The sequence below is a fragment of the Pseudocolwellia agarivorans genome, assembly GCF_002000085.1.
GTDB classification, from domain to species: Bacteria; Pseudomonadota; Gammaproteobacteria; order Enterobacterales; family Alteromonadaceae; genus Pseudocolwellia; species Pseudocolwellia agarivorans.
Map to the genome: position 1 here is coordinate 74028 of NZ_MUZU01000001.1, position 19365 is coordinate 93392.

Consider the following 19365-nt stretch of genomic DNA (forward strand, 5'->3'; position numbering starts at 1 on the left):
CTTATCAAAAAGATAAGCCTTTTGTATTTGTAACGGCTTATTTAGAAATCTTTAGAAACCACTAAATAAGCTGTTCTACCACGAAAGTTAACGCGCGATGAATTAACGCCAAATCGATTATCTACAAATGGTATATCGGCTTTAAATAAATCATTAACGCCTGCCGACAATTTCCAATTGTCTTTTGTGCTGTAACTCAACTGAACATCAACAGTTTTATAGCCATCAACATCAGGATTAATCGCGGTTTCATCTCTTACCGTATAACCACCACTATAATTATATTTAGCACTCGCAGACCAGTTATTATTAAACCAATCAATGTAAATATTACCTTGCCAATCTGAAGGCCCTAATTCAGTACCATTTTGCTTAAAAGGCTCAATTCCTGGCGCAGCAACAAACTCTAATGTTAACGTATGAGTTGCAAAAGCACCTACCGTAAACTCACCATAAGAAGAATCAAAACGATATTCAGCAAGTATATCTATACTTTCACTGTTCTTGGTTGCAAAATTAACGGGTTGAAATGCTTCGTACGTTGTTAAAAACCCATCAGCATCTCTTCCTACTACATCAGGAAAAAGCTCTTCATTTTCAAAAGGGTAGGTAGAAGTCGGTCCAAAAACATTAAAAAAGGTCCCTATTACATCTTTAAATTTGGTTTCACTCCAAACCACATTTAAGCGTAAGCCTTCTATACTCGCTGGCTGATAGTCGAGAGCAAAGGTATTACTTACAGACGTTTCGCTTTTAAGATCAGGGTTACCTCCAAAATGAGTTAAAGGGTAAACAAAATCAGCACCGCTTGGGTTTTTAGGATCGAAGAATGGATAATAGCTATCAGGACCTTCTACAGGGTCAAATAATTCAACGATGGTGGGTGCAAGAAACCCTTCACTCCACGAGTAAGTTATTTTAAGGTCCTCAATTGGGTACCACAGTAACCCCACTCGATTTACCGAGTCTGAAAAGCTTTTTGATACCAGCTCTAATTCTTCATCTGGGGTTGCAGGTAAACCATTAAATGCCCCTTCGTAGTCATATTTGTCGTAGCGAGTTGCGAGTTGCACAGAAAATGTTTCTACAAAAGGGATATTCATCTTTTTATTAATAAGAGGTAAATACAACTCTGCATAATAAGCTGTATTTTCGGTTTCAGGAACAAATCCATCTAACTCGGGGTTTGCTCGCCCGCCAATAGGATTTAAACGATAGTTTTTAAAATCGATACCGTCAGTACGACGCTCAGCACCTACCGAAAATTTAGCGCTACCCGCCGGTAAGTCGTAAATACTACCATTTAAACTTAATAAATAGCCTTCTTGAGTACCTTCTCTGTTACCATTATCATTTATATAAATTAACTCGTTTAAATTAGCAAGCTGTACGCTTCCATCACCAAAAAGGTTAATTGCGTTAGCAGGGTCGCCACTCTGTAATGCCTCAGCAAATTTATCACCTCGTTCATCTATCTCAATTATTTCGCTATGGTTTTTATCTTTACCGGTACTAAAAGAAAGCTCCGCAACCCAATCTTTTATTGGAAGAAAGTACGATAGCGTACCCGATATATTATAACGCTCAGACTCAATAGTAGAACTTGGGGTAGTTAAGTCACCATTTGCTATTTCATTAATAAAGCTATATTGATTTACCCTAATACTTGTTCCAAAAGGGTTATAATAATTTGATGCTGGCACTATGGGCGACGCAATATAACCATCGCGAAAGATTTGACTCTTCCTTTTAGATACAAGGCCTGTTAAAGACAATTCAAATTGCTCGCCCAACTCTTGAAAAAAGCTAACATGTGCAGAGGTAAATTCAGTTTCAGGCGTCGCTGATGTACTAAAACCAGGGTTTTTGCTAGGTAATAAAAAGTAATTCCCTTCTTGGTTATTAACATCGCTTCTTGATACCCACACAATATCATTTATATCGATTTGTGTACCATCACCTTCAGGTAAAATAGCAAACTCTGTGCCGGCTGGAGCTTCTGTTGGTAAAAAGCGCCCTCTAAATCCAATATGAGCAGGTTGAGAAGCTCCGTCAAAAAAACGCCCTCCCTGAGCACGATGATCAAGTGAAGAAGATAGACCCGCTTTACGTGAATTGGCAGGGTCTGTTTTTTTGTAAGATAATGAGCCCGTAATGTTACCGCCGTTCCAACTATAACCTGCCGTTTGCTCAATAGAAAAACCATCGGCATCGGTTGAGCTATTTTCGTATCGTGCAGTAATTGAATAGCCAGAATAATCATCTTTAAGAATAAAATTAACCACACCGGCTACCGCATCGGAGCCATAAATCGCACTAGCGCCATCGGTTATTATTTCTACACGCTCTATCGCTGCAAAAGGAATATTTGAAATGTCGGTATATCCCCCACCTGCAGCGCTATCGTTAGCTGAAGCACTAATGCGTTTTCCATTAACTAATACAAGTGTTGCACCATCACCTAAACCTCGTAAATTTACCGTTGTAGCTCCATCATTATTTCCCGGTCGTGAAGCATCGACACCACCACCAGAATTAATAGATGAATGGTTTTGCGGTAGGTAACGAATAACATCTTCAACCGACTTTAGCCCTTTTTTTGCAAAGTCTTCACTGGTGAGTGAAATAACTGGAGAGATTGAAGCGACACCAATCATTCGAGAACCCGTAACAGTAATTTTCTCGGTTTGCTCACCTTTCAATTTTTTATTTTCGGTTGATTGGTTGTTGACTGGACTAAGTTGAGATTGGGCTGAAGTTTTTTCTATTGAGGCAGTGTTAACTTCAGTCTTATTCTTTTTTGTTGTCGCAACCTCTTTAATGAGTATTGCACCCGTAGATTTATCTACTTTTATAACAAGGTTAGTACCTTGTAATAACTTTGTTAAGGCATCTTGGCTACTTAAATCACCGTTAATCGCCTGTGATTTTAAGTTTTTAATATGTTCATCAAAGTAAACAACCTGACGCCCTGATTGCTTCATATATTGATTAAGTGCGGATTTTAATGAACCACTTTCAATATTAAATGAAATAGTATTTTGAACTTCCGCTGCACTTAATGCGCCACTAATGGCCATAGCAAGTCCGCTTATGCTAGCGATTAAAGTCTTTCTTGTACTACTTTTGTTATTACAAGGATTATTCATGTTAGTGTCCTAATTATTCTTATTGAATGATTAGCGATTGTTAAGGAATTAAAGTATCTGTGGGTTCCTAATTCGCTTTATTATTATGAAAATAACGATATTAAAATAATTGTAAAATTACTCTCATATCTTAAGTAACGAATAAAGGTTAATTATCAGGCATTTTTTTATAAAAAATATAATTTTAATTATTTAAAACCATTTAAAGGTAAAATAAACACAACAAAATCAACAGCTTAATCAAAAAACAAAAACTATATATAATACAAGTTACCCTATAAATTTTAAGTAAATGTAAACTTACCTTGTAACAATCTGCTTATTTATTAACTAAGCAGTAAAACATCTATTTTAATTTTAATAAGATCCAAAACAAAAAACGGTAAGCTTTGTCATTACATTTAATAATGTCAAAAAACTTACCGTTGTTAATGTTATTTAAGATTTAAATAAGCTAGCTCGATATTTCAATAACCTTATTTGAATCTGAATAACTTATTTTTAAGCCATAACCTTCAGATATCAAACGTAAAAAAGCATCATAATTTTGGCTTTTAAATTGCCCACTCACTTTTAACTGTGATATGTCACTGCCTTTAAAGATTAACTTAACTTTGTTGTAACGATTAAATTCAGCTATAGCGTCTTCGAGTGTTGTTCCATCAAAAGTAATAAGACCTGTTCGCCAACTTAATTTTTGTTCTACAGCTTCTTTTGTATCTTTAATAACAACAATTTCGTCATCTTTAGTTTGTGCAATATTACCTGCCACTAAAACCGCCATTTCTGAACTGGCCGTTTGTTTTAAATGATCGACTTGAACCTTACCCTCACTAACAACAACTTTTATATCATCCCCCACTTTATGTACTGAAAACTTAGTACCAATTACCGTAATAATTTGTTCGCCGGTAAATACTCGAAATGGCTTCCCATTCAGATGCGCTATATCGAAAAAAGCCTCGCCTTTAACAAGTGTAACAACGCGTTCTTCATCCGTAATAGATGCGGTAATTTTAGATTCAGAATTAAGTTCTACTTTTGAGCCATCAACTAACAAAACAGATTGACGCTTACCAATATTAGTTTCATAAACATCCTTATTACTATGACTTAAAAATTGCATCATTGGCATAATAAGTAACATTACTGTTGCAGCCATTGCTATAAAAATGCTGCGTTTCTTTGTTACTTTCACTACTCGTGATTCATAAGCATGGGCTAAAGCATCATGCTGCCATACATAAACCAATTGCAAAAAAGCAACGCGATTATAATCAGAGTCTTCAACCCAGGCTTTAAAGTCGTTATTTCGTGCAGCTAAAAAAGCTAGATCAATATCATTAAAATCAATTAAATTATCTTTATCTAATTTGGCCAGCCAATACGCCGCATTATTTTCAGTTTCTTGTCTTTTCATTGTAATTTGCCTCCAGTTTTCTGGTTGCTATTACCCCTTGATTTAATAAATGGAATTTCAGTATTTCGCTTAATTTTTAAAAACACATCGGCTAATTTTAAAATCCCATGTTTTATATGCGACTCCACAGCAGCTTCCGTCATTTTAAGCTTACTTGCTGTTTCTCGCTGAGAATAACCATACACTCTGCGCATCATAATAACTTCCTTATTTTTAGGTGACAGTAGATCGAGTGCTTGATTCAGCATCTTCCATTCTTGCCCAGCAGAAACCTGCTCTTCTGGTGCGATACTTTCATATTGAATGTTAACATCTTCATATTCAGCAACCGTTTCTATGGTCACGACTTTAGCTCGCCTAGCTTCATCGAAAAAAATATTTCTAGCGGTAACAAATAAAAAATTTCTTGCTTCTTTCGGCCGCTTATTTTTTGCTGCACTATAAACACGCGTTAATGCTTCTTGTACTAAGTCTGCGACATCAGAAGCATCTCTTCGTGTTAAGTTACACATATACCCCATTAATGATTTTTGGTGAGGTAGCACTTCCTGTACAAACCAAGCATCGATGTTTTTTTCTAATGGATTAGTACCACCTTCAATATTGGATGAACCTTCTATCATAAATAATCTTATTTTTTGAGTACTCACCGTAGGTGACGAACGAAGAGGAAAAATCAGGCAAAAAGAATTAAACTCTTATTATTGATGAAAAACTATATGCCATGTTTGATAATACTTTTACAATTATACTCCATAGCTTAATAAAAAAACATTGACCCGCCCCTACTCTTTCTTCAGCCTAGCATTAGGCTAAATGCTAAGTTAATTTTACAGAAAATCTGACATTAGCTTTATCATTAAAGACATTAATGTAAAAAGAATTATTGTTATAAAAATGTTAATTATAACCAAGTAAAAAGTTAATTTTAAAACACTGTAAATTTACATAAAAATCATATAGATAACATCTTATTTACCAAACAAGAATTACCTTACAATTTTGTTGATTATCGCTACCTGTAAAGGGTACGATGGCGTTTAAATAGGCTAATTGTAAAAAAATGTAATTTATTTAATTCAAAAAATTAAAATTTTATAGAAGCTCCTTTTGCTTACTTAGTTTGATTATTTAAATAAATATTCTTATTAGTTGTGGATAAATATGATTAAAAAAACGCTTTTCCCTATATTGTTATCTCTTTCTTGCATCTCTCATCAAGCAAGCTCTGCTGAAATGCAAAATGCTGCCACTATAGATAAATTAAAAAAAGAGATAAATGAAAAGGATTTTCAAAACGCTTGGAATACTGCTCAACGACTTAAAGACGAATACCTTGGTGAAACCTCTTTTGATTTTTTATATGGTGTTGCAGCTTTAGCAAACAACCAAGCAGAATATGCTGTTTTTGCATTTGAACGTGTAACAACAAATCAACCCAACTGGTTAGATGCTCAATATTTACTTGCTAAAGTCAATTATCAAATTGCAAATTACCAAGGAGCAATTGATACTAGCCAACAACTTCTTAATAATCCTAAAGCGTCTGTAAAACTTAAAGAGTCTGCGAATAGTTTATTAAATTTATCTCAATCAAAATTAAATAAACAATCGTTTCATCTATCACAACGTGTGTCATTAAATGTAGGACACGATTCGAATATCAATGCAGGAACAACAGAAGATAATATATTTATCCCACTAACTGGAGCTACTTTTCCTTTAAATAATGACAGCAAGAAGAACAGCGACAATTACGCTGCATTAACTTACCGCGCTTCAGGGAGTAAAAAATTCTCGCAGGTATCTCAAATTAACTTTTCAGGAAAAGGCACTACACATAATTTTCAAAATGAATCTCAATATAATCGAATGTTTGCTGACCTAAATTTTCAATATCAGCATACTTTTGGTTTTGGTCGTTTATCCGTAGGTTTAAAATTTACACCTTTATGGTTAGACGACGACTTATACCGAACAAAAACCATGTTAACGACTAACATCGAAAAGCAGCTAAGCCCTAAATGGTTAATTGCTGCAGGTGTAGATGTTGGTCAAACAAAAAACAAAAACAGCGAATCATTAAATACAGATAATATTTCCACTAATTTAGCAGCCCATTACTTTTCAAATAACCTAAAGCATTCTTTCGCTTTAAGTTATGCCGATGAAAAAAGTGATGAAAATATTTACCACTATAATAGCCAAAAAATAACTACCGTAAGTTATTCAAATTTATGGCTTATAAATAACGCTTGGCTCGCTAGCAGCATGGTTGCCTTTCAACAGAAGAAATATCAAGATTTACATCCGTTCTTTCTTGAACAACGCGATGATGACATGTGGCTTGCATCTATCAACCTGCAATACACTCAGTCTAAAAGATGGTCATACAATTTAAATATTAATGCGCAAGATAAAGACAGTAATTTAGCACTCTTTTCTTATCAACGTTCAGACATTAGCATAACTGCTAATATGAACTTTTAAGGGTAAATGATATGAGAACACACATTCAAATAAGCGATTTAACTTTACTAACAAAAGTATCACCTAAACTAATACTACTTAGCTGTTTAGGTTACGCAGGTACAAGTTACGCAACCCCTGAAGAAATAATTGCAGGAAAGACACTTTTAGCAAAAGGAGTTGTTAACGCTGTAAACCCAAAAACAAACAATGTTCGATCTTTAAAGCGTCGTTCTAAAATAATGTCTGTTGAGCACATCACCACCGGTGAAAATAGTAAAGCGCAATTTAGTATGTCTGATGGCGGTTTAATTACCCTCAAAGAAAATACAGAAATTAACGTCAGTAATTATGTATTTAACGAAGAAACACAAAAAGGTTCAGCAACACTGGAAGTGATCAGCGGTGGCTTACGTTCAATCAGTGGACTGATAAAAAAAACAGGTGGTGATTATCAAGTAAAAACCCCTGTTGGTTCAATTGGTATTCGCGGAACTCACTTTGCAGTTGAAGTATCAGGAGATGATGTTTATTTTGGTGTTTATAGTGGCAATATAGATATAGCGTTAAATAACAATCAATCTCTTTCATTAGGCGTTACCGAAGGTTTTGCTTTTGCCTCAGTCAACCAAGCAGGTGAAATCACCCCATTTACACAGGCGCCTGAAATATTATCTTTAGGTTATAACACTTCGCAAGAAGCTTCAGAAGACGTTACAGAAGAAAACGATAACACAGCATCTACAGATGTTAATACTGAAACAGCTACAATTGATACACCTGAAACACCAACAACTAATGAATCTACTAGCTCTGAGGAATATGTCCAAATAGCTTCAGAAAATAATGATCAAGAAATAACAGAAGACATTATAGAGAAAATCGAAGATATAGAAGATATCCAAACCATTGCAGAATTAATATCAGAAAGAACCGGCACCTTTGACTACCAACAAATAACTGAGAGTAATGTTAGCTCATCTGTTGGCGCTACTAGCGACTTAATACTTAATTTAGCGGTTGATTTTGACAATGGAACAGTCCCTGGCGGTTCACTTAGCTTTACGGACGATCAAGGCGAATGGTTTGCAACCTATTCAGGATTAATCAATGTTGACCAGTTAGATCTAGGTGTTAACTTTGCTTCTCATGCTAATAAGCTCGCAGATGGCAATATATCAGCTGATTTTTCTAATGGGTTAGACGAAATTACCGGAAATTTTGATTTACAAGAAATTGAAGATACAAGCGTAAATGCAACAGGCTCTTTCACAGTTAAATAACTGAGAGCTAGCTTACGATTATCAATATTAGGATTTTAACAATGCGTAAATTAAGTATTATTGCCGTTTCATTAATAACCTCAAGTTTACTACTTGCAGGATGTGGTAGCGAAGGCTCTGTATCTAATGAAATAAGTCAATCTCCAATTACTGTTGACCCATCTACTCCTGAAGTTCCATCACCTATTATTGATACAAATAATAATTCAATATCTCTTGCTGGAATACAAGGTAAAAATCAAATACAAATACAAAAAGTTAAAGGTATTACCAAACCCCAAAATGCCATTGTAGATGCAGAATTCTCAAACGCTAAAGGCGACTTTGTTTACAAAGATAATACAAGTAGTGTTGCAGGCAACTTAACTTTTGCCATTAACGTTGAAGAACCAGATCAAATAACAGATATTTCACTTTACCTACCAAGCGTTGAACAAACTATCTCTGTATGTTCAAATAATTGCGGTACTACATTTAATAGAACACTCACAGGGTTTAATCCTCAGCTTTCAGGTGTTCAAGCAGGTAACTTACGTATAGAGTTGTTTGTTACAGATAGCGCACAAAACACAGCAATGCTAGATGCAATATCTATAGACTGGAGCCCGATTGAAATTACAGGTATTAGTGCAACAAGATCAGAAGACAAAATCACGGTTAATTGGCAAGGTGGCTCATCACTTAACCGATATAATGTTTACTCGGCAACTGAAGCAAATTTAACTCCAACAAGTGTGCTTAGCTTATCAAACGGTAGCCAACAACTCGCTATTAATACAAACCAAACAGACATAGCGGTAATCGACGAAACATCCAATTATTATGTTCTCATTACCGGTATAAACGAACAAGGCGAAAGTGGCCAATCAGCTCCTTTTCAAGTTGCAGCTACAAAAGTTGCTGTAAACCAACCACCTCAAGCGGTTACCGATAATGTTATAATCGACGAAGATAATGTACTTAGCACTAATGTGCTTGATAACGATATTGATCCTGAAAACAGCTTACTCACTTTAGATTCGATTATAACGCCACCTGTAAACGGACAATTAACTTTCGACAATGCAGGTAATATTAGCTACCAGCCCAACAAAGATTTTTTTGGACAAGACAGTTTTACATACCAAATATTAGATGATGAAAACAATAGCGCACAAGCAAATGTTTTAATTACAATTAATAATGTAAATGACGAACCTATAGCAACAAACGATGCATATACCTTAGCCATAAATAACTCACTAGCAATAACCAGTACGGGTTTATTAACTAACGACACAGATATTGATGGCGACTTTTTATTTGTTGATATACTCCCTGTATCGCCCCCTCTACACGGTACTTTACAACTCAACTCAAATGGTAGTTTTACCTATATAGCAGACAGTAGTTTTATTGATGAAGATAGCTTTGAATATCAAGTTACAGATAATAAAGGTGGAACGAGTAGTGCCCAAGTAACAATTTTATCTTCAGGGAGTGATGCTCCTCCTATTGCATTAAATGATATTTATGAAATAAATGAAGATACAACGCTTATTATCAACTCTATTAATAACAGTATACTTGCAAACGATAAAGATCCAAATTCATTGTCGATATCGTTAAACGAAACCTTATTAACATCAACAACTCATGGGCAATTAAACCTTTCGATAGATGGTACTTTTACTTACATACCTGCCCCTAATTTTTTCGGTATTGATAGGTTTCAATACGAAATAATGAACACTTTAGGTAAAACGTCTCAGGCTTTTGTAAACATAACCGTTAATCCTGTTGCTGATATTCCAACAGCAAATAACGACAATTATCAAATAAATGAAGATATTACACTTAGCATTAATTCAAATTCTGGCTTACTTGCTAACGATTCTGATATCGATGGGGGTACCTTAACCGTTAATACAACTCCTCTTGTTGCTCCACAACAAGGTAGCCTTATATTAAACACAGATGGTAGTTTTACTTACTTACCTAAAAATAACTTTAATGGTTTAGATACCTTTACTTATCAAATATTAAATAATAAAGGTGCTATCACAACAGCTCAGGCAAGTATCACGATAAACCCGATAAATGATGCACCTGTAGCCATTAATGACCAAGCCCAAACTAATTCTGAAACCCAGTTAATACTTGACGTACTCCTTAACGATAAAGATATTGACGGTGATGAATTAACTATAAAACCTTTTACACTAGATGAAGCATACGGAACGGTAACCGTTGAAAATAATAAATTACGCTTTGTTCCTTCAGTTACCTTTGGAGGACTAGCAGAAATAAGTTACACAACCTCGGATCCATCAGGAGAAGAAAGTACAGCAACCCTCTCTATATCAGTAAGCTTAGTTGGCTCTTTAAATTCAGATCCTATAGGCATTAACGACACTTATACGCTTGATGAAGATGAAGTATTAATAGGTTCATCTTTTTTAAATAATGATACTGACTCTGACGGTGGCACATTAACGGCCTCAACAACACCATTTACCAATGTAAGTAACGGTACATTAATCATCAATACTGACGGTACATTTATTTATACTCCAAATGCTAATTATAATGGAACAGACAGTTTTTCTTATAGATTATCTGATGGTCAAGGTGGCTTTAACAATGCACAAGTTACATTAAATATTGATCCCGTTAATGATCTACCTGTCGCCGTATCTGACATATATTCAACTCAAGAAAACACAAGCCTTACCGTTATAGCTTCAAGCTTTAATGCCTTATTAAAAAATGACACAGATCAAGACGGCGACTCTTTAAGCATAAATGTTGGCATGAGCGGAAATCCCTCTTTTGGTAGTTTAACGCTGAGTAGTGATGGTAGCTTTACTTACATACCTGAAACTAATTTTAGTGGTATAGATAACTTTACTTATCAGCTAGAAGATAGCCAAGGAGGCTCAACCTCAGGTAATGTAAGCATTAATGTCATTAATGTGAATGTAGCACCTAAAGCAGTAACAGATAACTACACTATGCTTGAAGGTGGTGCATTAAATGCACTGTCTGTACTAAGTAACGATACTGATGCCGATGGAGATACTTTAACTGTTGATACCTCATTTTTATCTTCACCTTCGAATGGAGTTGTTAATTTTGCTAGCGACGGTACCTTTGTTTACACTCCTAGCATCGGCTTCGTAGGTTCAGATACTTTTACCTACAAAGTGGATGATGGCAATGGAGAGCAAGATGAAGGCCTTATACATATAACAGTCTCAACAGATCCTAGCGCTCACGGTAATCCTTTAGCTGTAACAGATTTTTATAATATTAACCAAGGTACAATTTTATCAGGCTCAAACCTATTAGATAATGATTTAAGCGACCAAACCAATAGCGCTGACACTAGCTTATTAACCGTAACAACTGTTCCACATGTAGCGCCATTACATGGCACGTTAATATTAGAAAGTAATGGTAATTTTACTTACACCCCAGAAAGTAGTTTTTCAGGTTTTGATTCATTTGAATACGAAGTTAGAAATATTTACAACAAAACCTCAACAGTTATCGTTACAATTAATATTGCTTCAGTAAACACGGCACCAAAGGCTGTAGCAGATACTTATGTAACAGACGAAAATACTACCCTAAATGCTTCTTCTGTATTAAATAACGATACCGATGTTGATGGAGATGCCTTAACAGTAAGTACTCCATTAATATCTTCTCCTTCTAACGGAAGTGTTTCTATTTCTTCTGATGGTACGTTTACTTACACACCAAATACAGATTTTGTTGGCGGAGACAGTTTTACCTACAGAGTACTTGATACTTATAGTGAATATGATGATACGGTAGTTAATATAACGGTAAAACCTAGTTCTTCATCTTCTAACAAGCCCTTAGCAAGAAATGACTTTTACTCTGTAAATACAAATCAATCTCTTACGGTAAACACAATACTTGATAATGATGATGACGGACAAATACTGTCTCTATTTCAGCTTTCAGTAGAAAAAACAAGGGATGTAGAACACGGAACACTAGCATTACAAAGTAATGGTAACTTTACTTATACACCAAACACTGATTACAGCGGCGAAGATTTCTTTATTTATCAAATTACAAATTTTTATGGTAAAAAATCAACAGCAAAAGTTATTATTACCGTTCTTTAATAACGAACAAACTAAAAATTTTTAACAGTAATTTGGTACAAAGTTAAATTTAAACTCAATTATTAGAAAATATATAGATGTTAGCCTTTAATAAAATTAACATCTATATATTATAAGCCGACAAACAAGTCTGTAGATAATGTTCGCTTACTTAAAAAGAAGAACTAATGGTATTAAAATAAATGAAAATCGAATTTTACGGCGTTAGAGGTTCTATGCCGACACCGGGGAAAAATACCGTATTGTTTGGTGGTAATACATCATGCGTATATGTTGAGCTTAATAATGGCGACTTTGTTATTTTAGATTCAGGTACAGGTATTACAAAGCTCAACAAAAAGTTAAATCATTACAAAGAAACAATTAATATTTTAGTTACACATAGTCACTGGGATCATATTCAAGGTTTTCCATATTTCCATCCTATATACTGCCCAAGTACTAAAATTAATATTATAACGGGAATTATGGACAACAATGACAACGACATGATACTAAAACAAATGTCTGGCTCAAGTCACCCGGTAAAATACAACGAACTCCCCTCCTCTATCACATTAAATGCTATTTCATCGCCTCAAAGTAAATTTAAGCTAAATGACTTTATTATAACAACACAAGCCTTAAATCACCCTGACGGAGGTTCGGCTTACTGTTTACAAGGCGACAATCAAAAAATAGCTTATGTTACCGATAATGAATTAATACCGCCTGCTTCGGCAGCCACAACATGGGATGAGTGGATCAAATTTATATCTGACGCTGATGTATTAATTCATGATGCTCAATATAATAACCATGATATGCCGTTAAAGCATGGTTGGGGCCATAGTACTTATGAACAAGTTATGAAACTTGCTATTCAAGCCAATGTAAAACAACTCTTTTTTATTAGTCACGATCCTTGTAGAACAGACCAAGAGTTGCTCGCGCAAGAACAATCAATTCAGTCAAAAAATACAGGAATAACACAAATTGCTTGTGCAAAAGAAGATTCAACGTTTGATTTAAATACAATGAGTTTACGTTAAGCTAATAATCATTCTATTTTATTAAGTACATTTTTTATTAAAAAGCTGTTCGCATCCGAGGTTTAAAAATTCACTTGAAATCCCTCTTACACAATATATTAATAAGCACATGCAACAAGCTATTCACCGCACGCTTTCTTATTGGTGTTTGTATAACTTGCTTCGTTATTAGCTTACAGTTTATTAATATTTCTCAAGTACAAGAAGTTATTCAGCGTATTGAAGGGATATTGTACGACTTCAGGCTTAATACAAACCTGCCCGCCCAAAAGCGGCAGTTTGATGAACATATCGTTATTATAGATATAGATGAAAAAAGCATGAAGGAACAAGGTCGCTATCCTTGGAGCAGAAGTAAAGTCGCTGAATTAGTAGAAAAGCTTCATCAAGCGGGTGTGGTGGTTATCGCATTTGATATATTTTTTGCAGAGCCCGAAAGAAACCCCGTCAATGAAATATTAAATAAAAATCCTCAATTAAATAAACAGTTAAGCACTCAAGTTACCGCGTTATCAGAGTCTGTTGATGCTGATACTATTTTTTCTAAAACATTAGAGAATTCTGAAGTCGTTTTAGGTTTTTTATTTGATAATCAAGCCGAAAATACTGGCTATATACCGCCTAGCTCAATTATTTGGACAAAAAATAAAAACGAGTCATCCGAGATCAGCGTATTTAATAATGCATTAGGCAATATTGAAAAACTACAAACATCCGCATTAGGCGCAGGTTTTATTAATGCCGTACCTGAAAGTGATGGATTTATCAGAAAAGCCTCTCTTGTACTTAACTATAACGGCACGCTTTATCCTTCGTTAGCACTAGAAGCAGCACGTGTTTATACCTTAAACGATTCAATACAAGCCGTAACTAAATCAAATAATAATATCTCATGGTTACAAGGCGTTAAGTTTGGAAAAAACATTATTCCCACTAACGAAAAAGGTCAAATACTTATTCCTTTTAAAGGAAAAAAACATAGTTTTGAATACATTTCAGCCACAGATGTACTTAATCAAAAATTACCTAAAGGTCATTTAGAAGGAAGTATTGCTTTTGTAGGAACTTCAGCCGTTGGGCTATCTGACCTACGAGCAACATCAGTTGGTGTTCAATACCCTGGGGTTGAAGTGCATGCCAACGTATTTGAAAGTTTAATTCATCCTGAAATTCTTCCTTTTGAGCCAGACAGTACTTTAGCTATATCGTTATTGTTATTAATATCTACAGGGCTAATACTTTCTTTTTTAATGACAGAGCAAACGCCAACAAAGATACTCATTTTTAGTACGTTTTTCTTCTGTATACACATAGTCATTAACTGGTATTTATGGAATAAACTAAAAATAAGCCTACCTTTATTTCAAAATCTACTCTTAACTTTATTACTAACTCTCTATTACGCTGGTATAGGGTTCATAATGGAGAGCCAAAAAAGAAAAAGTATTATAGGCATGTTCAACCAATACGTTCCCCCTGCCTACATAGAAAAACTTATTAAAGCGGGTAAAAATTTACAACTCAAAAGTGAAAAAAGAAACATGTCTGTACTTTTTGCTGACATTAGAAGCTTCACCGAACTTTCAGAGAATTTTACTCCTGAAGAGTTAACTGAATTTATGCAAATTTATTTAACTGAAGTCACCTCTATTATTTTTGAACATCAAGGCACTATCGACAAATACGTAGGCGATATGGTTATGGCATTCTGGAATGCGCCTTTAGATGACGACGATCACGCAACCCATGCCGTAGTAACCGCTTTAAAAATGATCCAAGCAACTCATAAACTATCCCGTATTTTTAATGAGAGAAATTGGCCTAGCGTTAATATAGGCGTAGGTATCAGTTCTGGTGATATGAATGTTGGCGATATGGGTTCAAGCTACCGTAAAGCCTATACCGTATTAGGTGATGAAGTGAATTTAGGCTCAAGAATAGAATCGTTAACCAAGTATTATGGCGTAGATATTCTTATTACAGAAAAAACATTAGAGCAAATGTCACCTAATTATATTTTATGCCGGCAAGTTGACAAAATTAGAGTAAAAGGAAAAGCTCAAGCAGTTACAGTGTACCAACCCATAGGATTTAAAGAAGATTCAAATAAAGAAATTGAAGACTATTTATTACTACATAAAAAAGGGATAAACGCATATACATTAGGTGAATGGGATGAGGCAATAAAAGTCTTTAACCAATTAAAACAAAATGATTTTTGTTCAAAAGCACTTTATGATATATATTTAGATAGATTAGCACTATTAAAAAACTCACCACCTACATCGTGGAATGGTATTTTCGTCCATCAATCAAAATAGCGAATTATGAATAATAAATATTTGAACGAAACTGTTTTCCAACATTTACTTAAAATTAGTATTGAATTAAGTAGCGAAGAAAATACCGAAATTTTAATGGAAAAAGTGCTTATTGCTGCCATGACAATTTCAAATGCAGATGCGGGGTCAATCTATATGGTTGATCAAGATAAAAGTGCTGAATTTAGAACCGTTCTTAATAACAGTTTAAATTTACATTTAGGTGGTAGTTCAAATAACCCTATTACATTTCCAAGCATCCCATTATTCATCGATGGTCAACCAAATAAAAGTGCCATGATCGCACACGCCATTAATAGTACCAAAGTTATAAACATCAAAGATGTATACGACGAACTCCCTTACGATTTAAGTGCCGCGCGTAAAATGGATAAAGATACCGGTTATCGAACGCAATCCATGCTGACGTTTCCATTAAAAGATCACATTGGCGATATTATTGGTGCTATTCAAATTATCAATGCTCAAGAAAACAATGATCAAGGTGAACCAGTAACCGTAGAATTTACACCCGAAGTTGAAGAGCAAATACTCTCGTTTGCTTCACTTGGTGCAATAGCATTAACAAACAAAGCATTAATAAAAAATATGGAAGAGCTGTTTGAGTCTTTTGCTCAAACTATTGCTGCAGTAATAGATGAAAAGTCGCCTCACACCGGCGGTCACTGTAAAAGAGTTCCTGAACTGACCTTATTAATAGCTGATGCTGTACATGATGAAGATAAAGGACCACTGGCAAGCTTTACGCTTACACCACAAGAAAGACATCAACTCGATATAGCAGGTTGGTTACACGATTGCGGAAAAATAGTAACGCCTGATCACATTATTGATAAATCAACCAAACTAGAAACCATTTTTGACCGAATTCACTTTATTGATTCTAAATTTGAAATAGCTAAGCGAGATATAGATATTCGCTTTCAAAAAAGTATGATTAAAGCCTTAAAAAAAGGCAATATAATAGAAGTTCAACAACTTGAAAGAGCATCTGATGTAGCCCATAAACAACTCAATTTAGATAGAGCTTTTATACAAAAAATCAATATTGGCGGAGAATTTTTAACAGATCAGCAAGAACAGCATATTAAAGAAATAGCCGCTCGTTATAGCATTGTTATAAACAGAGAAAAACAATCGTTACTCACCGAAGATGAAGTGACTAATCTTTGTATTAAAAGAGGGACGTTAAACGATAAAGAACGCTTGATCATTCAACATCACATGGATGTAACAAGCGATATTCTGGAAGCCCTTCCCTTCCCTAAGCATTTATCAAATGTTGCTGAATATGCTTTAGGGCATCACGAAACAATGGACGGTAAAGGTTACCCTAAAGGATTAACAAAAGAACAAATGTCAGTTCCTGCGCGTTTAATGGCTGTAGCAGATATATTTGAAGCCCTTTCGGCATCAGACAGACCTTACAAAAAAGCAAAACCCGTTAGCGAATGCCTAACAATTATGGGGAAGTTGGTATTAAATAATCATCTCGATGGGGATATTTTTACTATTTTTGTACGTTCCAAAGTATACGAAACTTACATTTTAAAGTTTGCGACACCTGAACAGCTTGACGATTTTAATATAGAAGATATACCGGGGTTAAGTCATTATAATTAAGAAAAAACACGTAATAAGAGTACAAAAATCACTCGTAATATATCAACATATATGCCAATTCAAATTATCCCGTATATCTTATAACTAAATATCACTTCTTTTTTATTTATAAGCATATAACCTAAGACTGTAAATTTATTCGAATCAAGATATTCGTTAAATACCTAATTTATACCAAGTTGGTTCTGTAACGTTAAGTTACTCAATTTATTATTCAAATTGGTATTAATATCAAATAAAGTGCTATTAAGTCAGTATTAAAACTTAAAGCCAAAATGTATAGGAAGTAAGCATGTCAAATATATTTGAAGATAACTCAACGTCAGTAGGAAAAACGCCTCTTGTAAAGCTTAACCGCGTAACAACAGGTAATGTGTTCGCTAAAATAGAAGCAAGAAATCCAAGCTTTAGCGTTAAGTGCCGTATCGGTGCAAATATGATTTGGGACGCAGAGAAAAAAGGTTTATTAACACCAGGTAAAAACATTGTAGAACCTACAAGTGGTAATACAGGTATTGCATTAGCATTTGTTGCTGCAGCACGTGGTTATGGCATCACATTAACTATGCCAAGCACTATGAGCTTAGAGCGCCGTAAATTATTAACAGCTTTAGGTGCAAAAGTTGAATTAACTAACGGCGCAAAAGGCATGAACGGTGCTATAGCTAAAGCAAAAGAAATTAGAGATGCCGATCCTGAAAACACCATTCTTTTAGGTCAATTCGACAACCCTGCTAACCCAGAAATTCATGAAAAAACTACAGGCCCTGAAATTTGGGAAGATACTGACGGTAATGTTGATATTTTTGTTGCTGGTGTTGGTACAGGTGGCACAATTACAGGTACTGGACGCTATCTTAAAAAAGTGGCAAACAAAGAAATCACCTGTGTAGCTGTAGAACCAACAGACTCACCGGTTATTACACAAAAATTAGCGGGCGAAGAATTAAAACCGGGTCCACATAAAATTCAAGGCATTGGCGCTGGCTTTATTCCTGGTAACCTAGATTTGTCTATAGTTGACGCTGTTGAACAAGTGTCGAATGATGACGCTATGGCAATGGCACATCGTTTAATGAAAGAAGAAGGCATTTTAGCCGGCATCTCTTCAGGTGCGGCAGTAGTTGCAGCTAAAAGATTAGCAGAAAAACCTGAAAATAAAGACAAAAACATTGTTGTAATTTTACCAAGCTCAGCTGAACGCTACTTATCAAGTGCATTATTTACTGATAGCTTCTCTGATAAAGAATTGGTTCAATAATACAAAAAAAACACTAACCCCATTCTCGTATGGGTCAGTAAATCAAAAAAAGGCGCTTTAGCGTCTTTTTTATTACCTAAAATAACCTTACAATGCCAATAAGTTAATTATAAAAACAATGTACTCAAGGAACTTATGAGCTTTATTAAATATATATTACTCGGTTTAGCTTTTTTAGCTTCAGGTTGCGGTAATGATAAGCATGATATAACAGTAATCGATAACCCTGAGTTAGTTGTTATTGCATTTTTTGATGCTTTATATAACGAAAAAAATATAGAAAAAGCGGCAAGTGTATGCAGCCCTAAATTATCTCGAATTATCCTGCACTACAAGTCACCTCAAGCCGTTGGACGTCATCTATTCAATATGCAATTTGATAAAGTAGACATAACGCCTGACGATAGCGGTGTAAAAGTAAGAGAACAATTTAAAGACGCAGCCGTTATCACTGTATTTTTTGATGGACTGTACAGAGGAGATAAAACTAAAGATGTGAAACGTTTATCTCTTATACAAGTTGATGATAAATGGGTTATCAATAAAATATTAAAAGACCCTTTTTAACTTCCTATTATCTTACTAAATGAGCTAAATAAATAACCATTATTTATTTAGCTCATCATCATAATGTTTCATCTACTC

General features: G+C 34.8%; 11 protein-coding genes. 8 read left to right on the forward strand and 3 right to left on the reverse strand.

Annotated features, from left to right (window positions below):
• Positions 1 to 41 precede the first annotated feature (41 nt).
• From B0X80_RS00300 to B0X80_RS00310, 3 genes are all read right to left on the reverse strand, one after another.
• Positions 42 to 3149 (reverse strand): TonB-dependent receptor, encoded by a 3108-nt coding sequence (locus B0X80_RS00300; RefSeq protein ID WP_077337865.1) that lies wholly within the window; start codon positions 3147 to 3149, stop codon positions 42 to 44.
• A 454-nt stretch (positions 3150 to 3603) separates the two neighbouring features.
• Entirely contained in the window at positions 3604 to 4569 is a 966-nt protein-coding gene (locus B0X80_RS00305; protein WP_077337866.1) for a FecR family protein, read from the reverse strand.
• Positions 4566 to 5192 (reverse strand): RNA polymerase sigma factor, encoded by a 627-nt coding sequence (locus B0X80_RS00310; RefSeq protein ID WP_077337867.1) that lies wholly within the window; start codon positions 5190 to 5192, stop codon positions 4566 to 4568. Before B0X80_RS00310 ends, B0X80_RS00305 begins: the two co-directional genes overlap by 4 nt.
• A 541-nt stretch (positions 5193 to 5733) precedes the next feature.
• Between B0X80_RS00310 and B0X80_RS00315 the strand changes: the two genes are divergently transcribed.
• From B0X80_RS00315 to B0X80_RS00350, 8 genes are all read left to right on the forward strand, one after another.
• Positions 5734 to 7059 carry a surface lipoprotein assembly modifier gene (locus B0X80_RS00315; protein ID WP_077337868.1) on the forward strand — a complete coding sequence of 442 codons (1326 nt, stop codon included), beginning with the start codon at positions 5734 to 5736 and terminating at the stop codon, positions 7057 to 7059.
• Between the two features lie 11 nt (positions 7060 to 7070).
• Positions 7071 to 8321, forward strand: coding sequence for a FecR family protein (locus B0X80_RS00320; RefSeq protein WP_077337869.1), 1251 nt, complete (start codon positions 7071 to 7073; stop codon positions 8319 to 8321).
• A gap of 41 nt (positions 8322 to 8362) precedes the next feature.
• Positions 8363 to 12463 (forward strand): Ig-like domain-containing protein, encoded by a 4101-nt coding sequence (locus B0X80_RS00325; protein WP_077337870.1) that lies wholly within the window; start codon positions 8363 to 8365, stop codon positions 12461 to 12463.
• 182 nt (positions 12464 to 12645) lie between these two features.
• A complete protein-coding gene (locus B0X80_RS00330; protein ID WP_245825341.1) occupies positions 12646 to 13494 on the forward strand; it encodes an MBL fold metallo-hydrolase in 849 nt (282 codons plus the stop codon).
• Between the two features lie 74 nt (positions 13495 to 13568).
• Positions 13569 to 15815 carry a CHASE2 domain-containing protein gene (locus B0X80_RS00335; protein ID WP_245825343.1) on the forward strand — a complete coding sequence of 749 codons (2247 nt, stop codon included), beginning with the start codon at positions 13569 to 13571 and terminating at the stop codon, positions 15813 to 15815.
• Between the two features lie 6 nt (positions 15816 to 15821).
• Positions 15822 to 17459 carry an HD domain-containing phosphohydrolase gene (locus B0X80_RS00340; protein WP_077337872.1) on the forward strand — a complete coding sequence of 546 codons (1638 nt, stop codon included), beginning with the start codon at positions 15822 to 15824 and terminating at the stop codon, positions 17457 to 17459.
• Between the two features lie 292 nt (positions 17460 to 17751).
• The gene (gene cysK, locus B0X80_RS00345) at positions 17752 to 18720 is read left to right on the forward strand and encodes a cysteine synthase A (RefSeq protein ID WP_077337873.1); all 969 of its coding nucleotides are present in this window, start codon (positions 17752 to 17754) and stop codon (positions 18718 to 18720) included.
• Positions 18721 to 18855: 135 nt separating this feature from the next.
• A complete protein-coding gene (locus tag B0X80_RS00350) occupies positions 18856 to 19287 on the forward strand; it encodes a hypothetical protein (RefSeq protein ID WP_077337874.1) in 432 nt (143 codons plus the stop codon).
• Positions 19288 to 19365 lie beyond the last annotated feature (78 nt).

Excerpts from the sequence above, each read along its gene's own strand:
- B0X80_RS00330 (WP_245825341.1), top strand. The coding sequence starts at position 12,646 with ATGAAAATCGAATTTTACGGCGTTAGAGGTTCTATGCCGACACCGGGG.
- B0X80_RS00305 (WP_077337866.1), bottom strand. The coding sequence starts at position 4,569 with ATGAAAAGACAAGAAACTGAAAATAATGCGGCGTATTGGCTGGCCAAA.
- B0X80_RS00340 (WP_077337872.1), top strand. The coding sequence starts at position 15,822 with ATGAATAATAAATATTTGAACGAAACTGTTTTCCAACATTTACTTAAA.
- B0X80_RS00350 (WP_077337874.1), top strand. The coding sequence starts at position 18,856 with ATGAGCTTTATTAAATATATATTACTCGGTTTAGCTTTTTTAGCTTCA.
- B0X80_RS00325 (WP_077337870.1), top strand. The coding sequence starts at position 8,363 with ATGCGTAAATTAAGTATTATTGCCGTTTCATTAATAACCTCAAGTTTA.
- B0X80_RS00310 (WP_077337867.1), bottom strand. The coding sequence starts at position 5,192 with ATGATAGAAGGTTCATCCAATATTGAAGGTGGTACTAATCCATTAGAA.
- B0X80_RS00320 (WP_077337869.1), top strand. The coding sequence starts at position 7,071 with ATGAGAACACACATTCAAATAAGCGATTTAACTTTACTAACAAAAGTA.
- B0X80_RS00315 (WP_077337868.1), top strand. The coding sequence starts at position 5,734 with ATGATTAAAAAAACGCTTTTCCCTATATTGTTATCTCTTTCTTGCATC.
- cysK (WP_077337873.1), top strand. The coding sequence starts at position 17,752 with ATGTCAAATATATTTGAAGATAACTCAACGTCAGTAGGAAAAACGCCT.
- B0X80_RS00300 (WP_077337865.1), bottom strand. The coding sequence starts at position 3,149 with ATGAATAATCCTTGTAATAACAAAAGTAGTACAAGAAAGACTTTAATC.